We start from the raw sequence: 19,742 nt of genomic DNA on the forward strand, positions 1-19,742 counted from the left end.
CAGGACAAAGAGCGTTTGGGGGCCGTACAACGTAACGAGTGTCTTAGATAGCTGATGATTGATGTCAGTCATCCAGCGGTTCTCTCGTTGCTGTAACTGTTTCAGTTTTTTCTTCGCTGATTTGATCCCACGATGCTGTAGTTCTGTTCGTATTTTCTGGAATTTGTGACGTTTTAAGAGGACTTTTTCTCCATCAAAGAATCTCGTTTTCCCTTGTTGATCAAAAGTGGTTGCCAGAAAACGTAATCCTCGATCAATGCCCACGACCTGAGATGGGGCTGTTGAATCGAAGTCCGCGACCTCTTTGGTGATGCCGATGTGTAAGTACCATTTGCCTCTGCTGTGTACTAGTTTTGCCGTTCCCAGCTTCCAACCGTTCTGGAAGTATTGCTTGAATCCCTTGATAGTAAAGGGCATCTTCGTTCTTTTTTCAAGAGTCGTTAGAGAAATTTCAGTCAAACTGTTAACAAAAGAGTAATTGCTTTGCCGAACAAAATCTGCTTGTGGACGAGAAAAATGAAGTGGCTTAAACAGCCATGTCAAGTCTTTAGTGACGCGTACCCACTTCTTATCGTCATCTTGATAGCAATAGGGGTGTTGCTTCATCTGTGCCAGAACTGTTTTGTACCGCGCGACCACCGTTCTAAAAACAGATTGAATCATTTGACTGTTCAGTGGCGATTCTCGTCGGAATACTTTGTACAGGGCATGATTGATCTTTAAACTATTCAATGGAAAGTCGTGATCAAATACCCATTGGCTGACTAAATTAGCTAGACGTTGATATTCTCGACTCATTTCTAATAGTTGGGTAGCTTGAATTGCGTTGGGATAGAGTCTAATCTTCAGTGTTCGTCCTAACATCGCCATGATTTCACCTCCCCGAAAGATTGGATTAAGTATAGCACATGCTGGGCTCAAAAAGGGGAACGTATGTTTTATAAAAGATTAAAGTTTTGCATTCATCCTTTGATTGAAATCAAAGGTATTCTACTTAATTTCTAAATAATTTTCCTTGTCAGCGGCCATACGAAAAGGCCAGCCGTGATTGAATATCACGACTGGCCCAATAACTTTTTTTCATTGAGGCAACCGGGAGTAACTTGCCCGTCTTATCCTACACGTAGCCGCTAGTTACTCCCGACGTTAGACCAGAAAAGCCGATCGATTCTGAAGATAACTCATCTCGTCAAACACAATCTGCTGCTGCAGGTCTTCAGCAACCGCCGCTGTGATCTCGCCAGCCGCGAGCGTCTCTTGGATACACTCATATTCGGTATGGAAAGCCGCTAGGAACAATTGATAGACCACGTTGGGATCAACGGATGGACAGCTCAACCGACGATGCCGTTCGTGATAGTAGCGTTCAATCACGTCAACGGCGGTTCGGTTTTCGATCGTTTTTAAACGTTGCAGGGCCGTCAAAGCGGCTTGATAGCCGACTTCTTCAACCGGCTGGATCGCCTCACCACGTTGCTCAAACTGTTGCTGCCAGTACAATTGTTCCATGACCAAGGGCGACGTCATAAATGTATCTTGTGCCTTTTGGATATCACGGTATCGCCGTCCCATGTGGATGCTGAACCAAATCCGCAAGATTAGATTTTTCCACCATCGCTGATCCACGGTGAACCGGCTGTATCTTAGAAAACGCAGGTAGTAAGTATATCCCACTTCAGTCACGCTTCCCTGTTCACGTAACCCCGTCACGGCTTGGCGTTCTGCGGCATCCGCTTGGCGAAAAAGGGCACGTTGCTGGCGGCGATGTGGCACCTGCTCGCCCTGAAATTGCTGCCGCAAAGCATCCAACACAATCTGTGTTTCGCTCGGATGGTCCTGCCGTTTAGTAAGTGCTGACATCGCGGCTAATTTCAACCGCCGATTCCAATCAAGCGTTGATTCCGCTGCTGTGGGCCCCGTCTTCAAGAGGCGCGGTAAGACCAGCGTCGGCGTCAAGAGACTCAACAGGATGACCACCGTTGCCGTAAATATCAAGGCACTACGCAAGGCAAACGGTTGGCCCTTAATCATCAGAGGTAAGGAGAAGGCCAACGCCAACGTAATGGTCCCATTGGCGCCACTCAAGGCCATCAGCCAACTATCCATCCAACGATGCCGGCTAGGCTTATGCATCCACACGAAGTAGCGCGACCAAATTAATCGAATGAAAAACTTGGCACCATAGATGAAAGCCCCCGCCAACGTTAAGCGCCACCACAAATTTGGATTGGCTTGGCGAAGCGCTTGTAACACCCTGGGCAGGGAGATGCCCAACAGCACAAAGACCAGACTGGACAGAATCCCGTTAATCATTTCCCAAACATTGGCGCTGACTAATTGCATGCGGCTCGACGTTAAGCGTAGGTGTTCTCGTTCTGCTCCCTGAATCAATCCTGCCGCAACAACCGCGAGAATTCCCGAAAGACCGAGCTCGTCTGCCAAATAATACAGGATGAATGGCGTCACCAGCTCAATGGTCACCAACACCATGGGCGAATTATCTCCCCAGTGAATCAATTGTTGCCGCACCCATGCGATACCTAATCCCAGAATGGCCCCCAATAACAAGCCACCCAAGAACTCCTTACCAAATGCCAACAATGCAGTACTCACGGCAAATTTACCGGAGATATAGGTCGCCAAAGCTAAATCAAATGCGACAATCCCCGAGGCATCATTAAAGAGGGATTCATTTCGTAAAATTGTTTGGGGGACCCGATACTCCTCGCTAGCCGGTGTGATGGCACTCACCGCAGACGCATCGGTTGGCGTCACGACCGCACATAACGCGAAAGCCAGACTCAACGGGAAGATGGGAAATAACCCATGAACCCCAACGCCCACCAACAGAACTGTCAAAATCACGAGCACAATGGCCAATGAAAAAATATTGACGATTCCCCGGCCAACCCAGTAGCGCGACACATTTTCTGACTCGTTATACATCAAGGGCGCGATAATGGCGAAGGTAAAGACATCCGGGCTAAATTGGAAACCTTGATACAGCGGGAAAAAGGCAAACACCAGTCCCAAACCCATTAAGAAAAATGGTTGTGGAATCCGCGGACAGTGCTGACTGAGCACATGACCACCAATAACCGCAAGCAATAACATTAAGACTAAAAATACCAATTTCATTTGATCGACCACCTATCCCAAGAAAAACTGAGTTAGAAATTTTCAACAAATCTCTAACTCAGCTATTGCGCATCGCTGCCATTCATTATAGCAGTCCGATGGATTATTTTGCGACAATCATTTCATTGCCCATTTTAAGTTTCTTACTTAAACCATTCATACCTGCGCGTCACCGGCGACAATTTCAAACTGAAAGCTGTGGTCCGTATCCCCGGCAAGATGGTATTGCGGCTCAACGTCGGCGCCCCAGCTATCAATGCCGCCAACGCCCCGGACGGCACCGTAAATCGTCAAGACTGTTCGCCGCGGCGCTGGTAACTCTTCTTGATGAGTGGCGTTTTCCAACTCGGCTGGCGTGTAAGGCAACGCACTGAAAGCAAACGGCGTACCGTGTTCACGGACCGTCAACTGAAAGGCTTGATGGTTGGGATCGGCGTTATTGAGCGTCCGTTCGCGCGTCACCGTCACCCAATCGGTCGCCATGTGCATGCCACACTCTTGTGGTACCAAATACGGCGTCACCGGCAGGCCAGCCACGTGATAAGTCCCGGGTTGTCCGCCCGCCATGCGATCCGGATAGGTTTCCCCGGAGAGGCCTTGATAGTCAAAGCCCTGGGCCAGCGTGGGCATGACGATCCGCAAGCCCAATGCGGGGAGCTCCGGTAGACCCGCTGCACCGTGGTAATGAACGGCCACCGTTAGGCCACCACCCGCGATAACCTCATAGGTGATATCAACCGTGGTCGCCGGAACGGTTGGCGTAGTGTAGGTAAAGGTAATGGCCACCTTTTCAGCGGTCTCATGATCGGTGTATCGATTATTTTCCGGCGCAATCGGTAACGGAATCGCTTGACCATCCACCGCAACCGCCACGTGGGTACAGTGTGTAAAGAGATCCGCACCCAGCCACATCGCCGAGCGCTGGGAGAAGCCGTTGCCCCGGTCGTTATCGGTTGTAGCCCGCCAAAAGACCGGGACCGGCGTGCGGTACAGCCATTCTTTACCATCACGAACCAGCGATTCTAGACCACCGCGATCGTAGGCAAAGATATAGCGAAAACGCGCGCCACTCACACCCAACGTGACGTCGCCAAAGGTTAGATTTAAATTAGTCGTGTTGGCCATAGTAATAGCGCACCTCCTGTAAAGCTGGCTTCGGGGTTCGATCCGCAAAGAGCAGACCATCCCCGGAGAATTCATAGTCACTGTGCCGGTCGTCAAAATCCCCACCATAGCGGAGGACGGGCCGACCGGTTACGTCGTCTTTAACCCAGAGCGCTTGGTCAATGAAGTCCCAGATGAAGCCGCCCTGATACATGGGATAGCGGTCCAACAAGGCATCATAGCTGGCCATGCCGCCCAGCGAATTGCCCATGTCATGCATGTATTCACAATCCAAGAAGGGTTTCGCTGGCGCATTCTGCAAGTATTTCTCAATCTCACGGGGCGGATTGTACATCCGGCTCTCGACATCGGAGATCCGATCGGCGTAGACCCGATTCTGGAAGACGCCCTCGTAATGCGTCAGCCGCGTCGGATCAACGTGATGGTAGTAGGCATCCATCGCAACCAGATCCTCGCCCGCGTAGGATTCATTCCCCAACGACCAGAATAAGATGGCCGGATGATTCTTAAACATCTCATAGTTGCTCTTGGCCCGATCGAGCACGGCCAGTTGCCACTGCGGCAGGTCGTCGGGAACGTTATAGGACGGCTCCACGGCGCCCATCTTCTGCCACGTCCCGTGCGTTTCGAGATTGTTCTCCGCCATCATATAGATACCCTCACGGTCGCACAGATCATACCAAATCGGCTGATCCGGGTAGTGGCAGGTCCGCACGGCGTTGATGTGATTGGCGTGAAAGATCCGTAGATCATGCTTCATATCGGTTAACGTCACGGCGCGGCCGCGGTGAGCATCCCACTCATGGCGATTGACCCCATTGATGATGAGCCGTTGACCATTCAACGTGATGACCTTGTCCTTCATTTCCAATCGTCGAAATCCGACTGGATAAGGCACGACCTCAACGCATTCGCCCGCCGGATTATGTAACGTGACCTGTAACCGATAAAGGTACGGGTCGTGATGGGACCAGAGGTGGACGTGCGGCAATTCGGTCGTTAGCTGGATGGTCGCGGCCGCATCACGTTCAGCCGTCCACAGGGGTTGTCCCGATGCATCCAACAAGCTGATCTGAACGGCACCGGCCAATTTGTTAGCTGCCGACAGACGTAGCGTGAGCGCCAGCTGACCGGTCGTTAAGGCCGCATCAGCCCCGGCCCGGATCGTCAGGTCCTCCAGATGCAGCGCCGGCTTGGCGACCAACCGGACACTGCGAAAGATGCCGGAGAACCGGAACATGTCTTGGTCCTCGAGGAAGGCCGCCGTACTGTGTTTAAAGACCTCTACGGCCAACAGGTTCTCCCCCGGCTGTAAGTACGGGGTCAAATCAAATTCCGACCGACTGAAACTATCCTCGGCATACCCGACAAATTGGCCGTTGAGCCACAGGAACATGGCTTGCTCGACGCCATCAAATTCAATGCTGACGCGTTTGTCCTGCAAGGCCGGCGCCAGGGTGAACCGTTTGACGTAAGCGCCCACGGTATTTTCGGGATCGGTGCTGAACATTCCCTGTTCGGGTTGGTCCGCACCCCGACTGTAGGCCGGCCGCCGGTAGTGCTTGCCTTCCCAAGGATAGGCCGTGTTGATGTACTGAATCTGACCGTAACCAGCCAACTCAATGTGGCCCGGAACCGTGAGCCGGTCAAAGTCCGTGCGATCGTAATCTGGCTGATAGAAGCCGACCGGGCGATGCTGGGGATCGCGGGCAAACTGAAAGGCCCACTGCCCATCCAGGCTCTGAACGAAACGACTGTGGTGGGCCGTGGCTTCCGCTAAAGTCGCGTAGCCGCGATGGTCACTGTGTGCTGGGACTTGATTGATCCGAAAGGTCTGTGGATCATCTAGCCAACGCAAATCTGCTTTCATCTATTTGAGACTTCCTTTCTGAAGCGGTTACAATAGGTTCATTATACAACGCCCCAGATGATTGCGTGACTTTGTCGGCCGAAAAAGCCGCTGAATCCGGTTAACTTCCATTTCGGCAATCAAAAAGCCCGAGCGCCTCTCTCAGGCCTTGCCTAAAACTTATGGAGCTGTGATTGACCGCATGAGCTGCCAGTTAAACACCTTAATGCCCTGACTTTCTACCTGATGGTGCGTCACCACCTGAAAGTCTTGATCGGCATAGTACTGCACGTTGCGTTGCGTATTGGTCACCAATGTCAGGCGCTTGGCCCCGGCCGCACGCACCGTTGGGATAATCTGCTGCTTGAGTAGCCGCGTTCCCACTCCCCGGCCTTGAAAAGCGGGATCAACCGCAAAGTAAACCAGTGTCCATGCATCCCGTGGTGATCGTGTCATCCCATCCGCACGACTAATCTCAGCTAGGCTACCGCGACGATGCCATAGATAGGGGCACACCAGCCGCAAACCGCCTGAGCGAACATAATCCCACCACGTTGGTTGCACACTGGCTGCCGCCATCACCCCAATTCCAACTAATTGACCTTGCTCTTCAGCCACTACTAGTTTTCCTTTACGCCAGTAAATCAACAAATCCATGACGAAGTAATCGTTCAGAAACTGGTCGTAGCCCGCGGTCCCCCGAAACCGTGGACGAAAAGCCATCGTAAATGTTGGGTAGGCGTGAAAGGCCCGCGTTAGCAACTGAACCAATCCGGCTAAGTCCGAACGAATTGCTGGTCTAAATTCCATCTAAACTTCCTCCCTTTTAAAACGCTTGTATATTACTGTACAGTTGTGTACTATACTCGCTGTAGGAACAAACGCTAGAACAGTTACCGCCTAACTGTCCGTTTCTGGACAAATTCCAATAAAGTATCCGTTAAAATAAGGAGGTTTCCTTTGGATCGTCGTATTCGTAAAACGCAACATGCCATCAAGCAGGCTTTAATTGCACAGTTAAAGACGCAACCTTTGGCCAAGATTCGTGTGGCGACCATTATCGCACAGGCCGACATTTCACGCAGCACCTTCTATCTCCACTACGATGACATCTATGATTGCTACAACCAGATTGTCAGTGAAACCATTGCCACACTGCTACAAGAACTGACCCAGACCTATCCCGCCGATAGCACGGCTAGTTTCAGTGAACTAGCGACCGCTTGTATTCGCTACGTTGTCGCGCACCGGGAGCTTTTCGAACTCATCACCCAATCCAGCGATCACCAAACGATCGATCGGCTTAAAGCAAAACTAGTCGAGAAGGTTCTAGCCTTCGAACACCTCGACCGTCAAAATCCCCAGGACTACTACGACGTCGTTTGCTCGGTCAATGGCATCATCGGTGTCTTGACGGATTGGTTGACTCACGGCCGTATTTCACAATCCGAACTAACGACCGTCGTCACTAATATCATTGAACGAATCTAAAAAAACAGCGAATTGGCCGACCGGTCAATTCGCTGTTTGCTTTCTAAATATCACTAGCCAACGTGCTGATTACGCAACTGAATATCCGCGACCATATCTTGAATGGTCAACTGTCGCATCTCGTCTTCGGCCGCGCGCTGAATCCGGCTGTAAGCACCGTCCAAGGTTTGTTGAATGTGCGCGCCGACCGGACAATCTGAATTGGTCCGCGGATCAACGTGAAGTAAGGCCGAATTCGGTTCGACCGCCCGAAACACATCGAGAAGCGAAATCTCAGCGGCCGGCCGAGCCAATTTGGGTTCGGCCGTGCCAGCCCGACTGTCAATCAAGCCGGCCTTCTTCAGTGTCGCCATCAACCGGCGCACCACGCTGGGATTAGACTCCACACTCGTCGCGATAGTCGTGCTATCGAGTAATCCCTTGGGCGCAATGTGAATATAGACCAGGATGTGGATGGCATCACTTAATTTGTAAGAATATTTCATTTATCGTTCCTCCAATTCGGTGACCACCCCTAATCCGACCTAACGCTGCAAAATTTCATTAATCGCAGTGGGGAGCGGCGTCAATGACCGGCCCAAGACGGTTTCCAGATCAGTGGCTGGCACCTTTAATTCATTATCCTTCATCATCTGTTGCATGCTGGCAAAAACATCGACCATCTCGGGGGCCATGCCGCTTGTCAACAACGCTTGACGGTAATCGGCTACGGATACCGACTGGAAAGTCACCGGTCGGCCAATCGCCTGATCAACGGCAGCGGCCAAATCAGCATAGGTCCGTGGTTGCCCACCAAATTCATACACTGTTTGGGGCTCCGCCATCAGCAAGACCTTCGCCGCGGCTTCGGCATACTCCCGTTCCAACGCAAAACTAATCTGCCCGGCACCAGCCGCGTAAACGCTGGACTTTCCTTCGGCGCCGGCCTGCAGGTAGCTGGTTTCATTTTCCAGATACCAGGCATTTCGCAAGAAACTGTGTGCTAATCCGCTGGCCGTGATCATCTTTTCCGTGGCAACATGATCAACGGATAGTGGCGATTGGGCCGTATCCGCCTTGGCAAAGCTGGTGTAGGCCACATAGCCGACACCGGCCGCTTGCGCCGCTTTTACCATGTTAGCGTGTTGCTGCTGACGGGGAACCGCACCACCGGGTACCGACGAAATGAACAGCAAGCGATCAATCCCCGTCAATGCCGTCTCAAGGGCTGCTTCGTCGGTATAATCGGCCTGCCGAATCGTGATGCTATCGGGCAGAGTCAGATGGCCCTTCTTGGCGTTACGAACAATTGCGATGATATCGCTGGCTGGAACGGACTTTAATAACTGTTGGATGACGATCTGGCCAAAATGACCGGTCGCCGCAGAAATGGCATATTTCATAATTAATTATCTCCTTATTTTAGCATCTGTTATTTAGATTGCAACAACCGGGTTAAAATTTCCCGGGTTATTTTTGCGGAATGATGGGGAACATGGCGTTGCCGCTAGCGGTCTTGCTGGCTGGAACTTCCTCTTGCAACACATCCCAGTGTTCATTCATCTTGCCGTTTTCATCAAAACGGAAGAAGTCTACCCCAATCATCGTCTTACCGAAGAGGTTGGTATAACGGCCGTGAACGGCGACAATATCGCCCTCCTCCATGACAATGCTCGGTTGCCAATTAATCTCATTTCCCGCGATGATTCCCCGCAGTGCTTCCAGGCCATCGGGAACGTTGGGGTTATGTTGTGTCCAGTGGTCTCCTAGAAAAGTTTCTACTTTAGCTAAATCCTTGTCGACGAATGCCGCCTTTAAATAATCTAATGCACGTTGTTTGTTGGTCATATTAAATCAGCCTCTTTAAATGAATTGTTGTTGCTGTTGCTTTCTAAAGCACAGGGATTATCATAACGACTTGTTAATCTAAAGTCAACAGGTTGCTCAAAAAAACTGACAAAAATTTTGTCAGCTCTGCGACCCTCTCTTTAATTAATCCCACGTAACCCCGCGCCAAAGCCAACAATCGTATCAGCCACCTGTGGCACCAGCAGCGCCATAATCAGAACGGCTAGTCCAATCACCCAACGGGATAACGGGTAGCGCCCCTGTCGCTGTCGCTGATAAACGAGCACCAACAACCCAATGATCCCAATAAACAGCGGGGTCTGCGCCCAATCCGTCATTGTACCGACCGACACCCGTAGACTGAGCAGGAGTGGGGCTAACAGAATGGCCAAACCCAAACCGCCTAAAATGATGAGGCTCAATGGACCCGTCACCGGTCGCTCCAATCGTTTTAACAACCGAGCATCCTCCCGAATCAGCTCATCGATTGTGACACCAAAGACCTCGCTCAGCAGCATAATGTTGGCAAAGCTCGGTAGCGCCGTTCCCTGTTCCCACTTCGAAATCGACTGCTGGGAAATCTTTAACCGATCCGCCAAGTCCTGTTGTGACCAGGCCCGTTGCTCTCGCTGCTGCTTTAGTTGTTCCCCAATTTTCATCCAATCTCCTCCTCAATCCTTGAATTCAGCATACCCGTTTTTTCTAACCGGCACACGCACACTTTGGTTGCACCGGTTATTTCGCCAAAATATAACCCGGGTTAATCGCAGAATTTTCCACAAAAGAACATTTGTTCGTTTATTTATAGTTGGCTTTCCGGTATACTAAACGTATCTAAAATCTCGTAGGAGGCCGGATGGTAGCATGCATAAATTCTTTAAAGTTGGCGCTGGAATTGTCGCCTGTTTGGCCGCGTTCCTGATTGGTACGCGCACCACCAACGCGCAGACCGAAAAGCCCAGTGCCCTCGTCAAGGTCGGTAATTTCACGGCCAGTACCGACTTCTTGAATCTCAGTCAATATTTCGAGGTCACCCGAACCATCAAAGTTAAAGTTAACTTTGTGCCGACCCATAAAGTGGGCCACGCGCTCAGCCGCGATCTCACCATCCCGGCCGGAACGGTGGTAGCGGGAAATCTCACGAGTACCAAGTCCGGTGACTTTTTAGTCCCCACCCTGCAACTTTACTTGGCACGGCTGAGTTACCCCCTCATCCAACAGAGCGCACCGGCCGGCTACACGATTGATCCCGGCGCCGGCGCTTACGATCCTCAGGCCACCCTCAAGGCGACGGATAAACTGACGGCGTTTAAACGCATCGCCGCCCCGGACTTCATGCCCGGCTACAGTCACGGCGACCTGTATCTCGGCGGCGCCAAGGCCGCACTGAGTGCTACGGAGACCACCACGGCCAGTATTCGGGTGACGCCCGATGGCTACCTCGAATATATGACATACGATCCTAAGGCCAACGCCGGACTGGGCTTCATGCAGAAGCCGACCGGTATGGCGAAGATTACCAAAACTGACTTTCACGATCCCGACCGGGTGCTCTACTTCAGCCATGACATTAAGGGGTTAAAAACAAAGCGCGTCAGCCACTCTGGTCCCTATCAATATCGCCTAACGCTAAAGAATCTACACGACCCCCAACACAACGCGGGTAACGAAGACAATGGCATCGCCGGAACCTTCGATAGCCTCTACCGGATCGGCGGGAAGACCTACTTCACGTTTATTGGGTATGACGGGGTTAGTGGCTAGCAAAAAGGGATTGCTCGTTTGGGCAATCCCTTTTTAATTCGTCATTTGTTTAACATACATAGGTTCACGCCAACTAATCACTGAGAGTGGCTTTACTTATCCCCCTGCACCCAATCGTCAATCAACCGCTCATATTCGCTGATTAACTGTTCCTGTTCGACAAATCTACCGGCCAGATTTACGGCATCCAGTTCCCGTTGGAAGACGGGCGTTTTCACCGTCAAGGGCCGCGTGCGTTGGGTCCCCCGTTTTCCCTTCACAGCCAGCCACTTGGTCACATTGGCCGGTGACTGCAGGGCCGAAAAAGTCACAATTGGCGTGGACCGTAACTGGCAAAACAGGTGATCTGCCATTTGAATGCCCTTACTATCCAGGTCTCCCAGATACGTCAACTGCACACCACGAGTCTCCAAGTGCTGAATTAAGGTCACGTAAACGGCGTTAAAGTCATTGCCACCCTGGTTAATCAGCGGCCAGTCCGGATGCAGATGCGCTAGCCAGATAAAGACCCCGTTGTTTTCAATCACCACTGCGCGTTGGGTTCGCAACGGGTAGTCAGCCATCGCCGTAGCCTGCCACGGATTCAGGGTCAGGGGTTGGGGCAGATCCGTTTGAAATATATTCAGAGATGTAAATGCCATGCCAATTAACTTGGCCGATAACTCGTTGACCGGCGCTTCAGCAAAGTAAGTGGTCATAACCCAGTGGTAATAGTCATACACCGCTGGATTTTCCTGCGGGTCATTTAAGCTGTGGGCCGTTAACCCGGCATCGACCGCCTGTTGCCCACGTGGCGGTAACAAATCCCCCGTCGCCATCTTGGCAAATAAATTATCTAATGGCACCGCAACCGCTGGTACCGCTCGTCCCGTGGCCCGTTCGTACGCCTTACGATACGGATTCATGTGGCTCACCCCAAATCAACGCCGACCGTACCCGATTCAAGTGGAACTGTCGATCGTTTTCTAACTTCGGCGCAATCACCTCGTAGGCAATGTTGGACACACCATCCGCCAAGATCTTATTCTGCGCCCCACCAGGCATCGTCGCAATAAAATTAAACCCAAAACGGGCAATCGTTTTCGCAAAGGACTTGGCCGTTTCAGGATCCAATTTATCGGCAAACTCATCGAACATGACCAGATAAGGGGCATCCGTCTGCTTCGCTTGCCGTAGCACCATCTTAGGCACCAAGAGTAGCGGTAATACCATGGCCTGGGCTTTCTCGGCACCCGACCCACCGGATTGCACAAACTTATCGTCTACCTCTTCGTAGTGGTTCTCGTCACTCTGGCGCCGTTTGATGAGCACCTTAAAGTCCGACCACTGCCGCGTGTCCAGCATCTCTTGGGCCTTCTGCATAAAGGCGTCGTCGTCATCGGCAACCGTCAAGTCTTTCGCTAATTTATTTAACCGATTTTCAACTTCCGCCTCCAAAGCTGGCCGATCCGTTAACTGGGCGTTACGCGCTTCCTCGATGACTTTTCCCGTCACACTAGCCGGCGTCAAAGCCACGCGTAACTTAATACTCTGCTCGCGACTAACGCCCTCGCTCAACATCTGATTGTAACTGTCAATGAGGTCGTATTGCGTGGTAATGGTGCTGACAGCGGAAGTGAGATAGTACTTCTGCGCCGCATCGTTGCCAGACTTCAAAACGGTCAGGGCCTGCTCAACGTGGGCTTCATCCGTCTTCATCAAGACAATTGCCCGATTGATGTCAAATGCAACCACGATGAGGTCATTCTTTTTAATTGCGTGTTGCTGCCGCATGGCACTAGCTTCGGCCGTGTATCCACGTTCCTCAAAGACGGTGTCCAAGGCATTGCGATCAACCCCATCTTGATTATTACGGTGAATTTGCTTTCCAATCTGATTTGAGAGGTCTTCAACCCGATTATTGCGAACAGTGCTGGCGTGCTGCTGGACAAAGGCCAAGACCTCGTCGGCCGTGGTCAACTGGCAATCTGCCGGTTGGTACGGGGCCAACGTCTGGAGATTTCGTTCAATCTGCTGTTGCAACGCCACTAAAGTTTGATGCTGTCGGTCCATGAAGGTCGCTGTGGTCTTAATTTCACCTTCAGCTTGCGATTTTTGACTCCCAAATTCCTGCTGCTGGTTGGCCAACCGTTGACGGTCAGCCTCCGCAGTATTTAACTTGTCATCGATATCTGGATCGAGCTTTAAGGCATCGTGGCGCTGCTGAACCTCGGCCATCTCCGTGGTCACCCGGTCTTCATCGAAGTCGGCTTCCATATTCTCCTGCACATACTGAATTTGGCCAATTAAATCGGCTTGTTTCTCCACTTGCTGCTGGGAATCCCGTTGGATCGTGGCGATTTGGGTCAAAATGTCGGTCAAGCGATGCCGCTGATCCTGTAAGTCCGTTAGCTTCGTTGGATCGGCCAAGTTGGCCTTTAGATCGCTATGCGCGGCCAGCAAGGACTGCTGATGTGCGGCTAACCGTTGCACCTCGACATTCATTTTAGCCGCCCCAGCCTCGTGAATCTCTCGGTTATCCTGATGCAGATCCTTACGCACACGCGACTGTAGCGCGCCACTAGCGTGTTGATCAATCCGTTCAGCCAGTTGGTACTGCATCTCCACCACGATTTTAACGTCCTGACTCACATTTTGCTTAGCCCGCTCATCGGCCTGATACGCCCGACAAGCCTGCTGTTGCTCGCGCAAATAGGCTTTCAACTTCGTCGCGACTGTCTCCGGATCAACCTCCGTCACCACTGCGGTCAACTCGGTTAATCCCTTAGCCCGGGTCGCCAAATCCGTTAAGAGTGGCCGCAACTGTTGATTGCGCAGTGCCGTTTTCTCGGCCTTTAGTTTCGCCAATTGTTTCGCAACCGCCGTGGCTTGGTCCTCTAGATCATCCAAGTGCTGTCGTTGTGCCCGGTACTGCTGCAGGCGCCATTTTAAATTGGCCAGCCGTTCTTCGCAATCTTGCCGTTGCTCGGCAATGCTTGCCTGATTGGTCTTTTCTTGGCGCAGCCGCTCCAGCGTTTGCGCATTTTCTGCTAAACTATTTTGCAATAAGACCAATTGCTGATCGAGCTTTTCAATTCGTTGCTTCGCCTGCAGGCATTTTTCCTGATTATCCTTATAGTCATGCTGCGTCTGGCTATAACTTCGTAGCATCCGCTCGTCGATCAGATTCAGATTCCGCCAGAAGATTTCCTTCTTCATCTTCTGAAGGCGTTCTTGGGCCCGATGAATCCGTTGCAGACTCCCATTTGTCCGGTTAACCTCGCGTTGCGCCGAGGCCACCGCGTTAATGATCTGCGAATCAATCCCCTCTTGCGCATTCTTCAGGGCCTCACGAATCGGCGTAAAACGGGCATTGCCAGCCGTCAAAATCGGTGACGCCAACAACCGATAGACGGATGCTAACTTCGTCAATTCCCTGCCGTTAGTAAACCCGTAAATCTGGGTGGCCACGAATTGATGGTACTCCTCTACTGATTTAAAAATATGTATCCGGTCCCCAAGCTCTTCGTTGGCCACGACAAAGTCCGAATAGTCCAGACTCGCCCCGGCTTCATCGGTCGTCACCAACGTTAACGGCGTGGTGACAGCCGTGGTGGTCACGACAAACCACCACGTGGGCTGGCGTTTTTCGCTGACATTTCGATGCGCACCAATTCCCAAAATGACCTGTCGCTGGGTCGACCGGAGCAAGAGGTAGCTATAGCCCGTCCGGACCTTCATCGCCCCGGGGCCCCAGCCCAATAGCATGCTGTTAAAGGTCCGCATGTCCCGCGCACTATTCCGTGGACCGGTCGTGCGGTCGACCCGGTCCGTTCCTTTGGCGGGATTAAACGATGGTGTGGCAATCGAGCCGTCAATCAGCATGGGAAAGAAGCAGTTCGCCAGGGTCGTCTTACCGGCGGCGTTTTCGCCAATCAACGTCAGATTGCCATTGGCCGCCGCTGGCATATCTAAGGTGCGATACTTATTGAAATTTCTTAAATGAAAACTGACAGGTGAGAGGTGTTCTAATCCCTGCATATTAGTCTTCTCCTTTGTCTGTTGTATGCATTGCAAAGCGGTGAACCAATGGGGTCGCCATGATATAGCCGTCTTGGAAGCGCGCTAAAGCGTTGTCGTGAAGGGCTTCTTTAACCAAACTGACGTTGATGGCATATCCCGGTAAGACCTGTTCCGCAATCTGATGAATCCGGGCTGTCAATCGGTCGGCGGGAATCCCCACGCCTAGTGAGCGCGCAACACCCACCGCAATCACAAATGGCTTGGCCGTGCTAGGAGTCCGGCGCTCATCCAGGAGTAAGGCATAGTCATCGCCACACTCCAGGACGAACCGATTGGTCTGGCGCCACTGCTCGGCGATAGCTGCCTTATGCGCCACCAAATCGGGCCAGAGTCGCGAGGAAGCGGCGAGATATCGTTGATTCAGTAAGGCCCGGTTCACCCGCTGCACGGCCGTCAATGCCGGTAGTTGTTGGGTTTCCTGCAATTGATTGACCAAGCACTGCGCGATGAAGTTAAAATCCGGACTGACATCCCAATATTCCTCGACTTCTTGGGCCTGATCATCCCCATCCGGCCCCGCTTCCGGTTCATCCGCCGCAAACAGCCCCAGTCGTTGAACGAACAACGCGATAATCTGTCGACGAATTTCCTTTTCATCCAATTCCACCACTTCACTGTGGACCTGGCGGACGATAGTTCTCACATCTACCACGCGATCCAACTGGGTGTTTTGGAGCTCAGGTAGGTTAATGACGGCCTTTAACGTGGCCAATAGGATGTGAACCGCTTCCGGCGACAACCACTTTTCCCCGGGTAAGAAGACAAGATTTTCCTGAAAATTACTCGGAATTACGCCGACTAAGTCCCTAAAAAAAGCATTTAGGCGTTGCTGCGTTGCCGGTCGTTTCAGGGCATTAATGGCCTCGGCTCTCGCCTGCGTGGTTTTGGACGTGATGGTACTGGTGAAAATACTGTGATCAAAGAGCTCGTTCAGAATTAATTGTTCGGTGCCATATAGCGTACTCATCGTTTCCCCCTACTCTTCAAACCAAAATTCAAATCCACTCGGCAAGGTGACGGCATAGTTTTCCCCCGCACATCGCAGCGTAATCTCCCCCGTTTTGAGGGCCGTAACGCGTTGTAGCGGCCGACCAAACAAGGCAAAACTCGTGAAATAATCGTAACCCGTCGCGCCATACAAGCGAACCAGCTCATCACGGGCTTGGATCGTCTTTAACGCCAGGCTATGATCAACCACGCCGTGATTGGCATCACGCATGACCAGCCGTTTGAATTCGGTTAATCCCGCCTGATGATCTTCAGCGTCGGCTTCACCCGCGGCAACCGTGGGATTATCCGCAGCCGTCAGCTTCGTCTGCGCTTGGCTGACCGCCGTGTACACCACGGGTCCCATGGTGCTAGCCGCCAACAAGTCGGCGGGATCCACACTCACCCGGTCCTGCGGTAAATGTTGCGGAATCGGCGCGGGGATCGTCACCGTTTGATAGTGGGTCAACAAATGATCGATTTGCCCCGTTAAGGCCTTAATATCCACCGATTGGTTCTGAACGTGATCGTACTCCTGACTCAGCAACCGAATGGCATTGAGAATGGTCTGAAATAACAGGAACACCGTATCTAAACTATTGTCGATGGCGCTCGAACTGGGATCAAAACTCGCGGCCAACCGGTTCAACTGGCGCTGCACGTACTCCCGTGACTTGTTAAACCGCAACAGCATTTTCGCGCGGTCGCCCACGGCATGGGCGGTATCCAGGTCATCATCGCCCTGTTGGCTGTGCGCCACCCGTTCACTAAAGGTAGCCGAGGTCGCTAGGGCCTGGAGTCGCGGACCCTGATCGAGTAATTGGCTAAACGCCGGAATCGCCTTGTCTTTCAGCATCCCCTGGAGACTCTCGGCGGCCGCCCCACCGTGGTTAAACGCCAAGTCGTTGGCCAACTCACTCAGGTCATCATCCAGCTTGTGCATACCCTTCATGACATCATTGTAAGCGGACACCATGTTCTGAAAGTCATTGTACAGTTGCGTGTCCGTCGCCTTCAATTCCGGTACTGACAGCTTCTCAACCAGCTGGCAGAATTCGTTAATTCGCGTAATATTGGCGGTCACCGTGTTATCGGCGTCCACCACCTTCTGCATGGCCGACAGATATTCAATCCCACTACTCGTAATCTTATAAACGTAAGATTGCTGGGTGTGGTACCCGCCACTCTTCATTTGTACCCGAACCTTGCGTGGCGACACCTCGATTAGCTTTGCCTGATCGCCGAGAACCTCCAGAATACGCTTCAACACGTCATCTTTAAGCGGCTTTTCATCCGTATCCAGATAGTCAGCGTTATAGCGTTTCGCCAAATACCCCAGCGTGATCGGCACCCCACCGGTCGCGCTGTCGTGGTACAAAATGGTCAGAATGTGCCAGCCCGCCAGCCGGTGATCGCGACTGAGTCCCAAGTTGCTGGCTAATAATAGGTTTTTAAGTGGTGCTTCCAGCGTGACCGCGATGGTGGCCGCCTCCTTTAAAGATAGTCTGCTCTAAGTATACGGGACGGGGCAAACAGCGTCTACTGAACAGGCGTTCAACGATCAAAAGAATCTGAATTTCTTGCTAAAATTTCCCGCACTTGCTATCGCCTACCAATCCTGTTATCCTCAACGCAACCAAGGAGGCCTTCACCATCAATCAAAAAGTCATCAAACTCATCCTCGCGATCATCATTCTCGGCGCGACCGCCAGCATCTGCCTAAGCCACTGGGGGACCCGGGCAACTGCGGCAACGTTAGACCAGATTCCATCGGCCTTCATTGCCCCTGCAAAAACGAGCAGCGTCCTTTAAATTCGGCCGCTACTCGTTTTTCACTCAATCCTGAATATCCAGTCCCAGCGCCGCCGCAAAGGTCACGGCCTGCAGCGGATCAATCTTACAACCGCGAACCAGACCCGGCGTAAAGGCCAAGGCGTCAATATTGCTACTCCGCAAATCCACTAGCTTCAATCGACTTTCCGTGAAGTCGGCGCGGGTCAGGTCGCAGCGGTTAAAGTTGAGAGACCGTTTAACCGTCATCATCTGAAAACTAGCCTCTAACAATCGGGTGTCGGTTAGCGTCACGCCAGTGAATACGGCTTCCGCAAAGTTCGCATAGTCCGCCCGCGAGTCGACGATGGTCGTATCCTTTAGCCGCGCACCGGTGAAGTCGCTCCCTAATAGCTGGCACCCCTTAAAGGCACACCGATACAGGTAACTTTGCCGGAACTGGCAATTAAGAAATTGACAGCCCTGGAAAGTACAGTCCATCCATTCGCTGGCCTTAAAATCCGTCTGTTGGAAGTGACATTTGTCGAAGCTGATCTCTTCCATGCGAATATCTTGATTAGAATAGGTTAAGTCACAATTGACGTAGTGATTTCCTGGCTCGAGGTCATCCAGGGCCACCGTTTTATCTGTTATCGTTGCCATGCTCGTCACTCCTCGTGTTTAATAATCTCAGCATACCATAGAAAAAATCCTGCCGCGGCAATCTCACCGAGCAGGATTTTGGTTGTTTCACATGAAACAATTACCGTAACTGATTCTGATGTCGCATGCCCCAAACGTTGGGCAAAATGACCGCGCCAATAATCACCAGCACCCCGACAATCTGAAGCCAATCCACGCGTTCACCCAAGACCAGAAAGGCAATCGTGATGGATGCCGGCAGTTCTAGTGAAGAGAGAATCGGCCCAATGCCGAGATCCAGATACTGCATGAAGATCGAGTAGGCCACCAGCGGAAACACCATGGAGAAAATGGCAATCCAAAACGCCCATTTGACGGTATCAAACGTCACCGGTGCCGAAATAATCTGCGGACCCCAGACGACCGAAATCAGCACAAAGGCGCCGACACACAACAGCCACGTCTTACTCATGGGGTCTAGATTGTTCCCCAACATCGCGGTAAACTGAATCGTGCAAGCGTACGCGCAAGCCGCCAAGAAGGCCAGAAACAAGCCCCATACCGACAACGGTTGCGTGATTGGAAAGAGCCCCGCCGCCAGCACCGTGCCAATCAGGACCAGCACGATACTGATGACCTGTAGACGAGACGGTCGGCGTTTGTGAATGATGCTCCCGAGCAGGACCGACAGCCAAACCGCCTGCATCAACATGACCGCGGCGGCCGCAACCGGAATTAATTTCAACGATTGAATGTAGAAGGTGTTGGTAAATCCAGACGCCGTCCCCGCGGCCATCACCGCCAGAATCTGCTTCCAATTCGTATGCTGATACCGCAACCAACGTCGCCGCGCAATATGAATCACGCCAAGAATCACCACGGCGCTCAGAAACGACCAGAATAACAGTGGCCCATTGACCACACCCTCACTCCGGGCAATCTTCATCAGTGTGGCCGGCACGCCAAAACTAATCGCGCCTAGGGCCACAAAGAATGGTGCTAACTTTCGCAAAAAAATCCACTCCGTTCACTAAATTTCTCCCTTCTATTATACGCCTCCGATTAAAGAGATGCCTGCGCCCAATTG

At 52.0% G+C, this 19,742-nt stretch carries 17 protein-coding genes; 2 read left to right on the plus strand and 15 right to left on the minus strand.

Annotation, left to right across the window (positions count from 1 at the left end):
• From HEQ50_RS09835 to HEQ50_RS09855, 5 genes are all read right to left on the minus strand, one after another.
• On the minus strand, window positions 1-870 hold an 870-nt coding region (locus HEQ50_RS09835), incomplete at its 3' end, for a transposase (protein WP_168900347.1).
• Window positions 871-1,146: 276 nt separating this feature from the next.
• Window positions 1,147-3,138 carry a sodium:proton antiporter gene (locus HEQ50_RS09840; protein WP_168900348.1) on the minus strand — a complete coding sequence of 664 codons (1,992 nt, stop codon included), beginning with the start codon at window positions 3,136-3,138 and terminating at the stop codon, window positions 1,147-1,149.
• A 156-nt stretch (window positions 3,139-3,294) separates the two neighbouring features.
• Window positions 3,295-4,263, minus strand: coding sequence for a beta-galactosidase small subunit (locus tag HEQ50_RS09845; protein ID WP_168900349.1), 969 nt, complete (start codon window positions 4,261-4,263; stop codon window positions 3,295-3,297).
• A complete protein-coding gene (locus HEQ50_RS09850; RefSeq protein WP_168900350.1) occupies window positions 4,247-6,133 on the minus strand; it encodes a glycoside hydrolase family 2 TIM barrel-domain containing protein in 1,887 nt (628 codons plus the stop codon). Before HEQ50_RS09850 ends, HEQ50_RS09845 begins: the two co-directional genes overlap by 17 nt.
• A gap of 159 nt (window positions 6,134-6,292) precedes the next feature.
• Window positions 6,293-6,922: a GNAT family N-acetyltransferase gene (locus HEQ50_RS09855; protein ID WP_168900351.1), complete on the minus strand. Its 630-nt coding sequence runs from the start codon at window positions 6,920-6,922 to the stop codon at window positions 6,293-6,295.
• 150 nt (window positions 6,923-7,072) lie between these two features.
• On the opposite strand from HEQ50_RS09855, the gene HEQ50_RS09860 reads away from it, so the two are divergent.
• The gene (locus HEQ50_RS09860; protein WP_168900352.1) at window positions 7,073-7,603 is read left to right on the plus strand and encodes a TetR/AcrR family transcriptional regulator; all 531 of its coding nucleotides are present in this window, start codon (window positions 7,073-7,075) and stop codon (window positions 7,601-7,603) included.
• A gap of 53 nt (window positions 7,604-7,656) precedes the next feature.
• Here HEQ50_RS09860 and HEQ50_RS09865 read toward each other — a convergent pair whose 3' ends face one another.
• The 4 genes from HEQ50_RS09865 to HEQ50_RS09880 form a co-directional block, all read right to left on the minus strand.
• Window positions 7,657-8,088 (minus strand): Rrf2 family transcriptional regulator, encoded by a 432-nt coding sequence (locus HEQ50_RS09865; protein WP_168900353.1) that lies wholly within the window; start codon window positions 8,086-8,088, stop codon window positions 7,657-7,659.
• 39 nt (window positions 8,089-8,127) lie between these two features.
• Window positions 8,128-8,985, minus strand: coding sequence for an NAD(P)H-binding protein (locus HEQ50_RS09870; protein ID WP_168900354.1), 858 nt, complete (start codon window positions 8,983-8,985; stop codon window positions 8,128-8,130).
• Window positions 8,986-9,052: 67 nt separating this feature from the next.
• A complete protein-coding gene (locus HEQ50_RS09875) occupies window positions 9,053-9,430 on the minus strand; it encodes a nuclear transport factor 2 family protein (RefSeq protein WP_168900355.1) in 378 nt (125 codons plus the stop codon).
• 140 nt (window positions 9,431-9,570) lie between these two features.
• Window positions 9,571-10,089 (minus strand): helix-turn-helix domain-containing protein, encoded by a 519-nt coding sequence (locus HEQ50_RS09880; RefSeq protein ID WP_168900356.1) that lies wholly within the window; start codon window positions 10,087-10,089, stop codon window positions 9,571-9,573.
• A gap of 205 nt (window positions 10,090-10,294) precedes the next feature.
• Here HEQ50_RS09880 and HEQ50_RS09885 point away from each other — a divergent pair, with 205 nt between their 5' ends.
• Entirely contained in the window at window positions 10,295-11,194 is a 900-nt protein-coding gene (locus HEQ50_RS09885) for a hypothetical protein (protein WP_168900357.1), read from the plus strand.
• Between the two features lie 92 nt (window positions 11,195-11,286).
• Here HEQ50_RS09885 and HEQ50_RS09890 read toward each other — a convergent pair whose 3' ends face one another.
• From HEQ50_RS09890 to HEQ50_RS09915, 6 genes are all read right to left on the minus strand, one after another.
• Entirely contained in the window at window positions 11,287-12,099 is an 813-nt protein-coding gene (locus HEQ50_RS09890) for a DUF2399 domain-containing protein (protein ID WP_168900358.1), read from the minus strand.
• Window positions 12,083-15,214, minus strand: coding sequence for an SbcC/MukB-like Walker B domain-containing protein (locus HEQ50_RS12820; RefSeq protein WP_232842733.1), 3,132 nt, complete (start codon window positions 15,212-15,214; stop codon window positions 12,083-12,085). The genes HEQ50_RS09890 and HEQ50_RS12820 overlap by 17 nt, the downstream gene beginning before the upstream one ends.
• A 1-nt stretch (window position 15,215) precedes the next feature.
• Complete coding sequence (locus tag HEQ50_RS09900; RefSeq protein WP_168900359.1) at window positions 15,216-16,223, minus strand: hypothetical protein; 1,008 nt, start codon at window positions 16,221-16,223, stop codon at window positions 15,216-15,218.
• 9 nt (window positions 16,224-16,232) lie between these two features.
• The gene (locus tag HEQ50_RS09905) at window positions 16,233-17,723 is read right to left on the minus strand and encodes a hypothetical protein (protein ID WP_168900374.1); all 1,491 of its coding nucleotides are present in this window, start codon (window positions 17,721-17,723) and stop codon (window positions 16,233-16,235) included.
• Window positions 17,724-18,079: 356 nt separating this feature from the next.
• Window positions 18,080-18,676: a pentapeptide repeat-containing protein gene (locus tag HEQ50_RS09910; RefSeq protein ID WP_168900360.1), complete on the minus strand. Its 597-nt coding sequence runs from the start codon at window positions 18,674-18,676 to the stop codon at window positions 18,080-18,082.
• Between the two features lie 100 nt (window positions 18,677-18,776).
• A complete protein-coding gene (locus HEQ50_RS09915; RefSeq protein ID WP_168900361.1) occupies window positions 18,777-19,667 on the minus strand; it encodes a DMT family transporter in 891 nt (296 codons plus the stop codon).
• Between the last annotated feature and the right edge of the window lie 75 nt (window positions 19,668-19,742).

It is taken from the genome of Lactobacillus sp. HBUAS51381 (genome assembly GCF_012641095.1).
Lineage (GTDB): Bacteria > Bacillota > Bacilli > Lactobacillales > Lactobacillaceae > Levilactobacillus.

Bases quoted from the DNA above. Each gene is read 5' to 3' on its own strand.
- HEQ50_RS09840 (WP_168900348.1), bottom strand. From the start codon at position 3,138: ATGAAATTGGTATTTTTAGTCTTAATGTTATTGCTTGCGGTTATTGGT.
- HEQ50_RS09845 (WP_168900349.1), bottom strand. From the start codon at position 4,263: ATGGCCAACACGACTAATTTAAATCTAACCTTTGGCGACGTCACGTTG.
- HEQ50_RS09850 (WP_168900350.1), bottom strand. From the start codon at position 6,133: ATGAAAGCAGATTTGCGTTGGCTAGATGATCCACAGACCTTTCGGATC.
- HEQ50_RS09855 (WP_168900351.1), bottom strand. From the start codon at position 6,922: ATGGAATTTAGACCAGCAATTCGTTCGGACTTAGCCGGATTGGTTCAG.
- HEQ50_RS09865 (WP_168900353.1), bottom strand. From the start codon at position 8,088: ATGAAATATTCTTACAAATTAAGTGATGCCATCCACATCCTGGTCTAT.
- HEQ50_RS09870 (WP_168900354.1), bottom strand. From the start codon at position 8,985: ATGAAATATGCCATTTCTGCGGCGACCGGTCATTTTGGCCAGATCGTC.
- HEQ50_RS09875 (WP_168900355.1), bottom strand. From the start codon at position 9,430: ATGACCAACAAACAACGTGCATTAGATTATTTAAAGGCGGCATTCGTC.
- HEQ50_RS09880 (WP_168900356.1), bottom strand. From the start codon at position 10,089: ATGAAAATTGGGGAACAACTAAAGCAGCAGCGAGAGCAACGGGCCTGG.
- HEQ50_RS09885 (WP_168900357.1), top strand. From the start codon at position 10,295: ATGCATAAATTCTTTAAAGTTGGCGCTGGAATTGTCGCCTGTTTGGCC.
- HEQ50_RS09890 (WP_168900358.1), bottom strand. From the start codon at position 12,099: ATGAATCCGTATCGTAAGGCGTACGAACGGGCCACGGGACGAGCGGTA.
- HEQ50_RS12820 (WP_232842733.1), bottom strand. From the start codon at position 15,214: ATGCAGGGATTAGAACACCTCTCACCTGTCAGTTTTCATTTAAGAAAT.
- HEQ50_RS09900 (WP_168900359.1), bottom strand. From the start codon at position 16,223: ATGAGTACGCTATATGGCACCGAACAATTAATTCTGAACGAGCTCTTT.
- HEQ50_RS09910 (WP_168900360.1), bottom strand. From the start codon at position 18,676: ATGGCAACGATAACAGATAAAACGGTGGCCCTGGATGACCTCGAGCCA.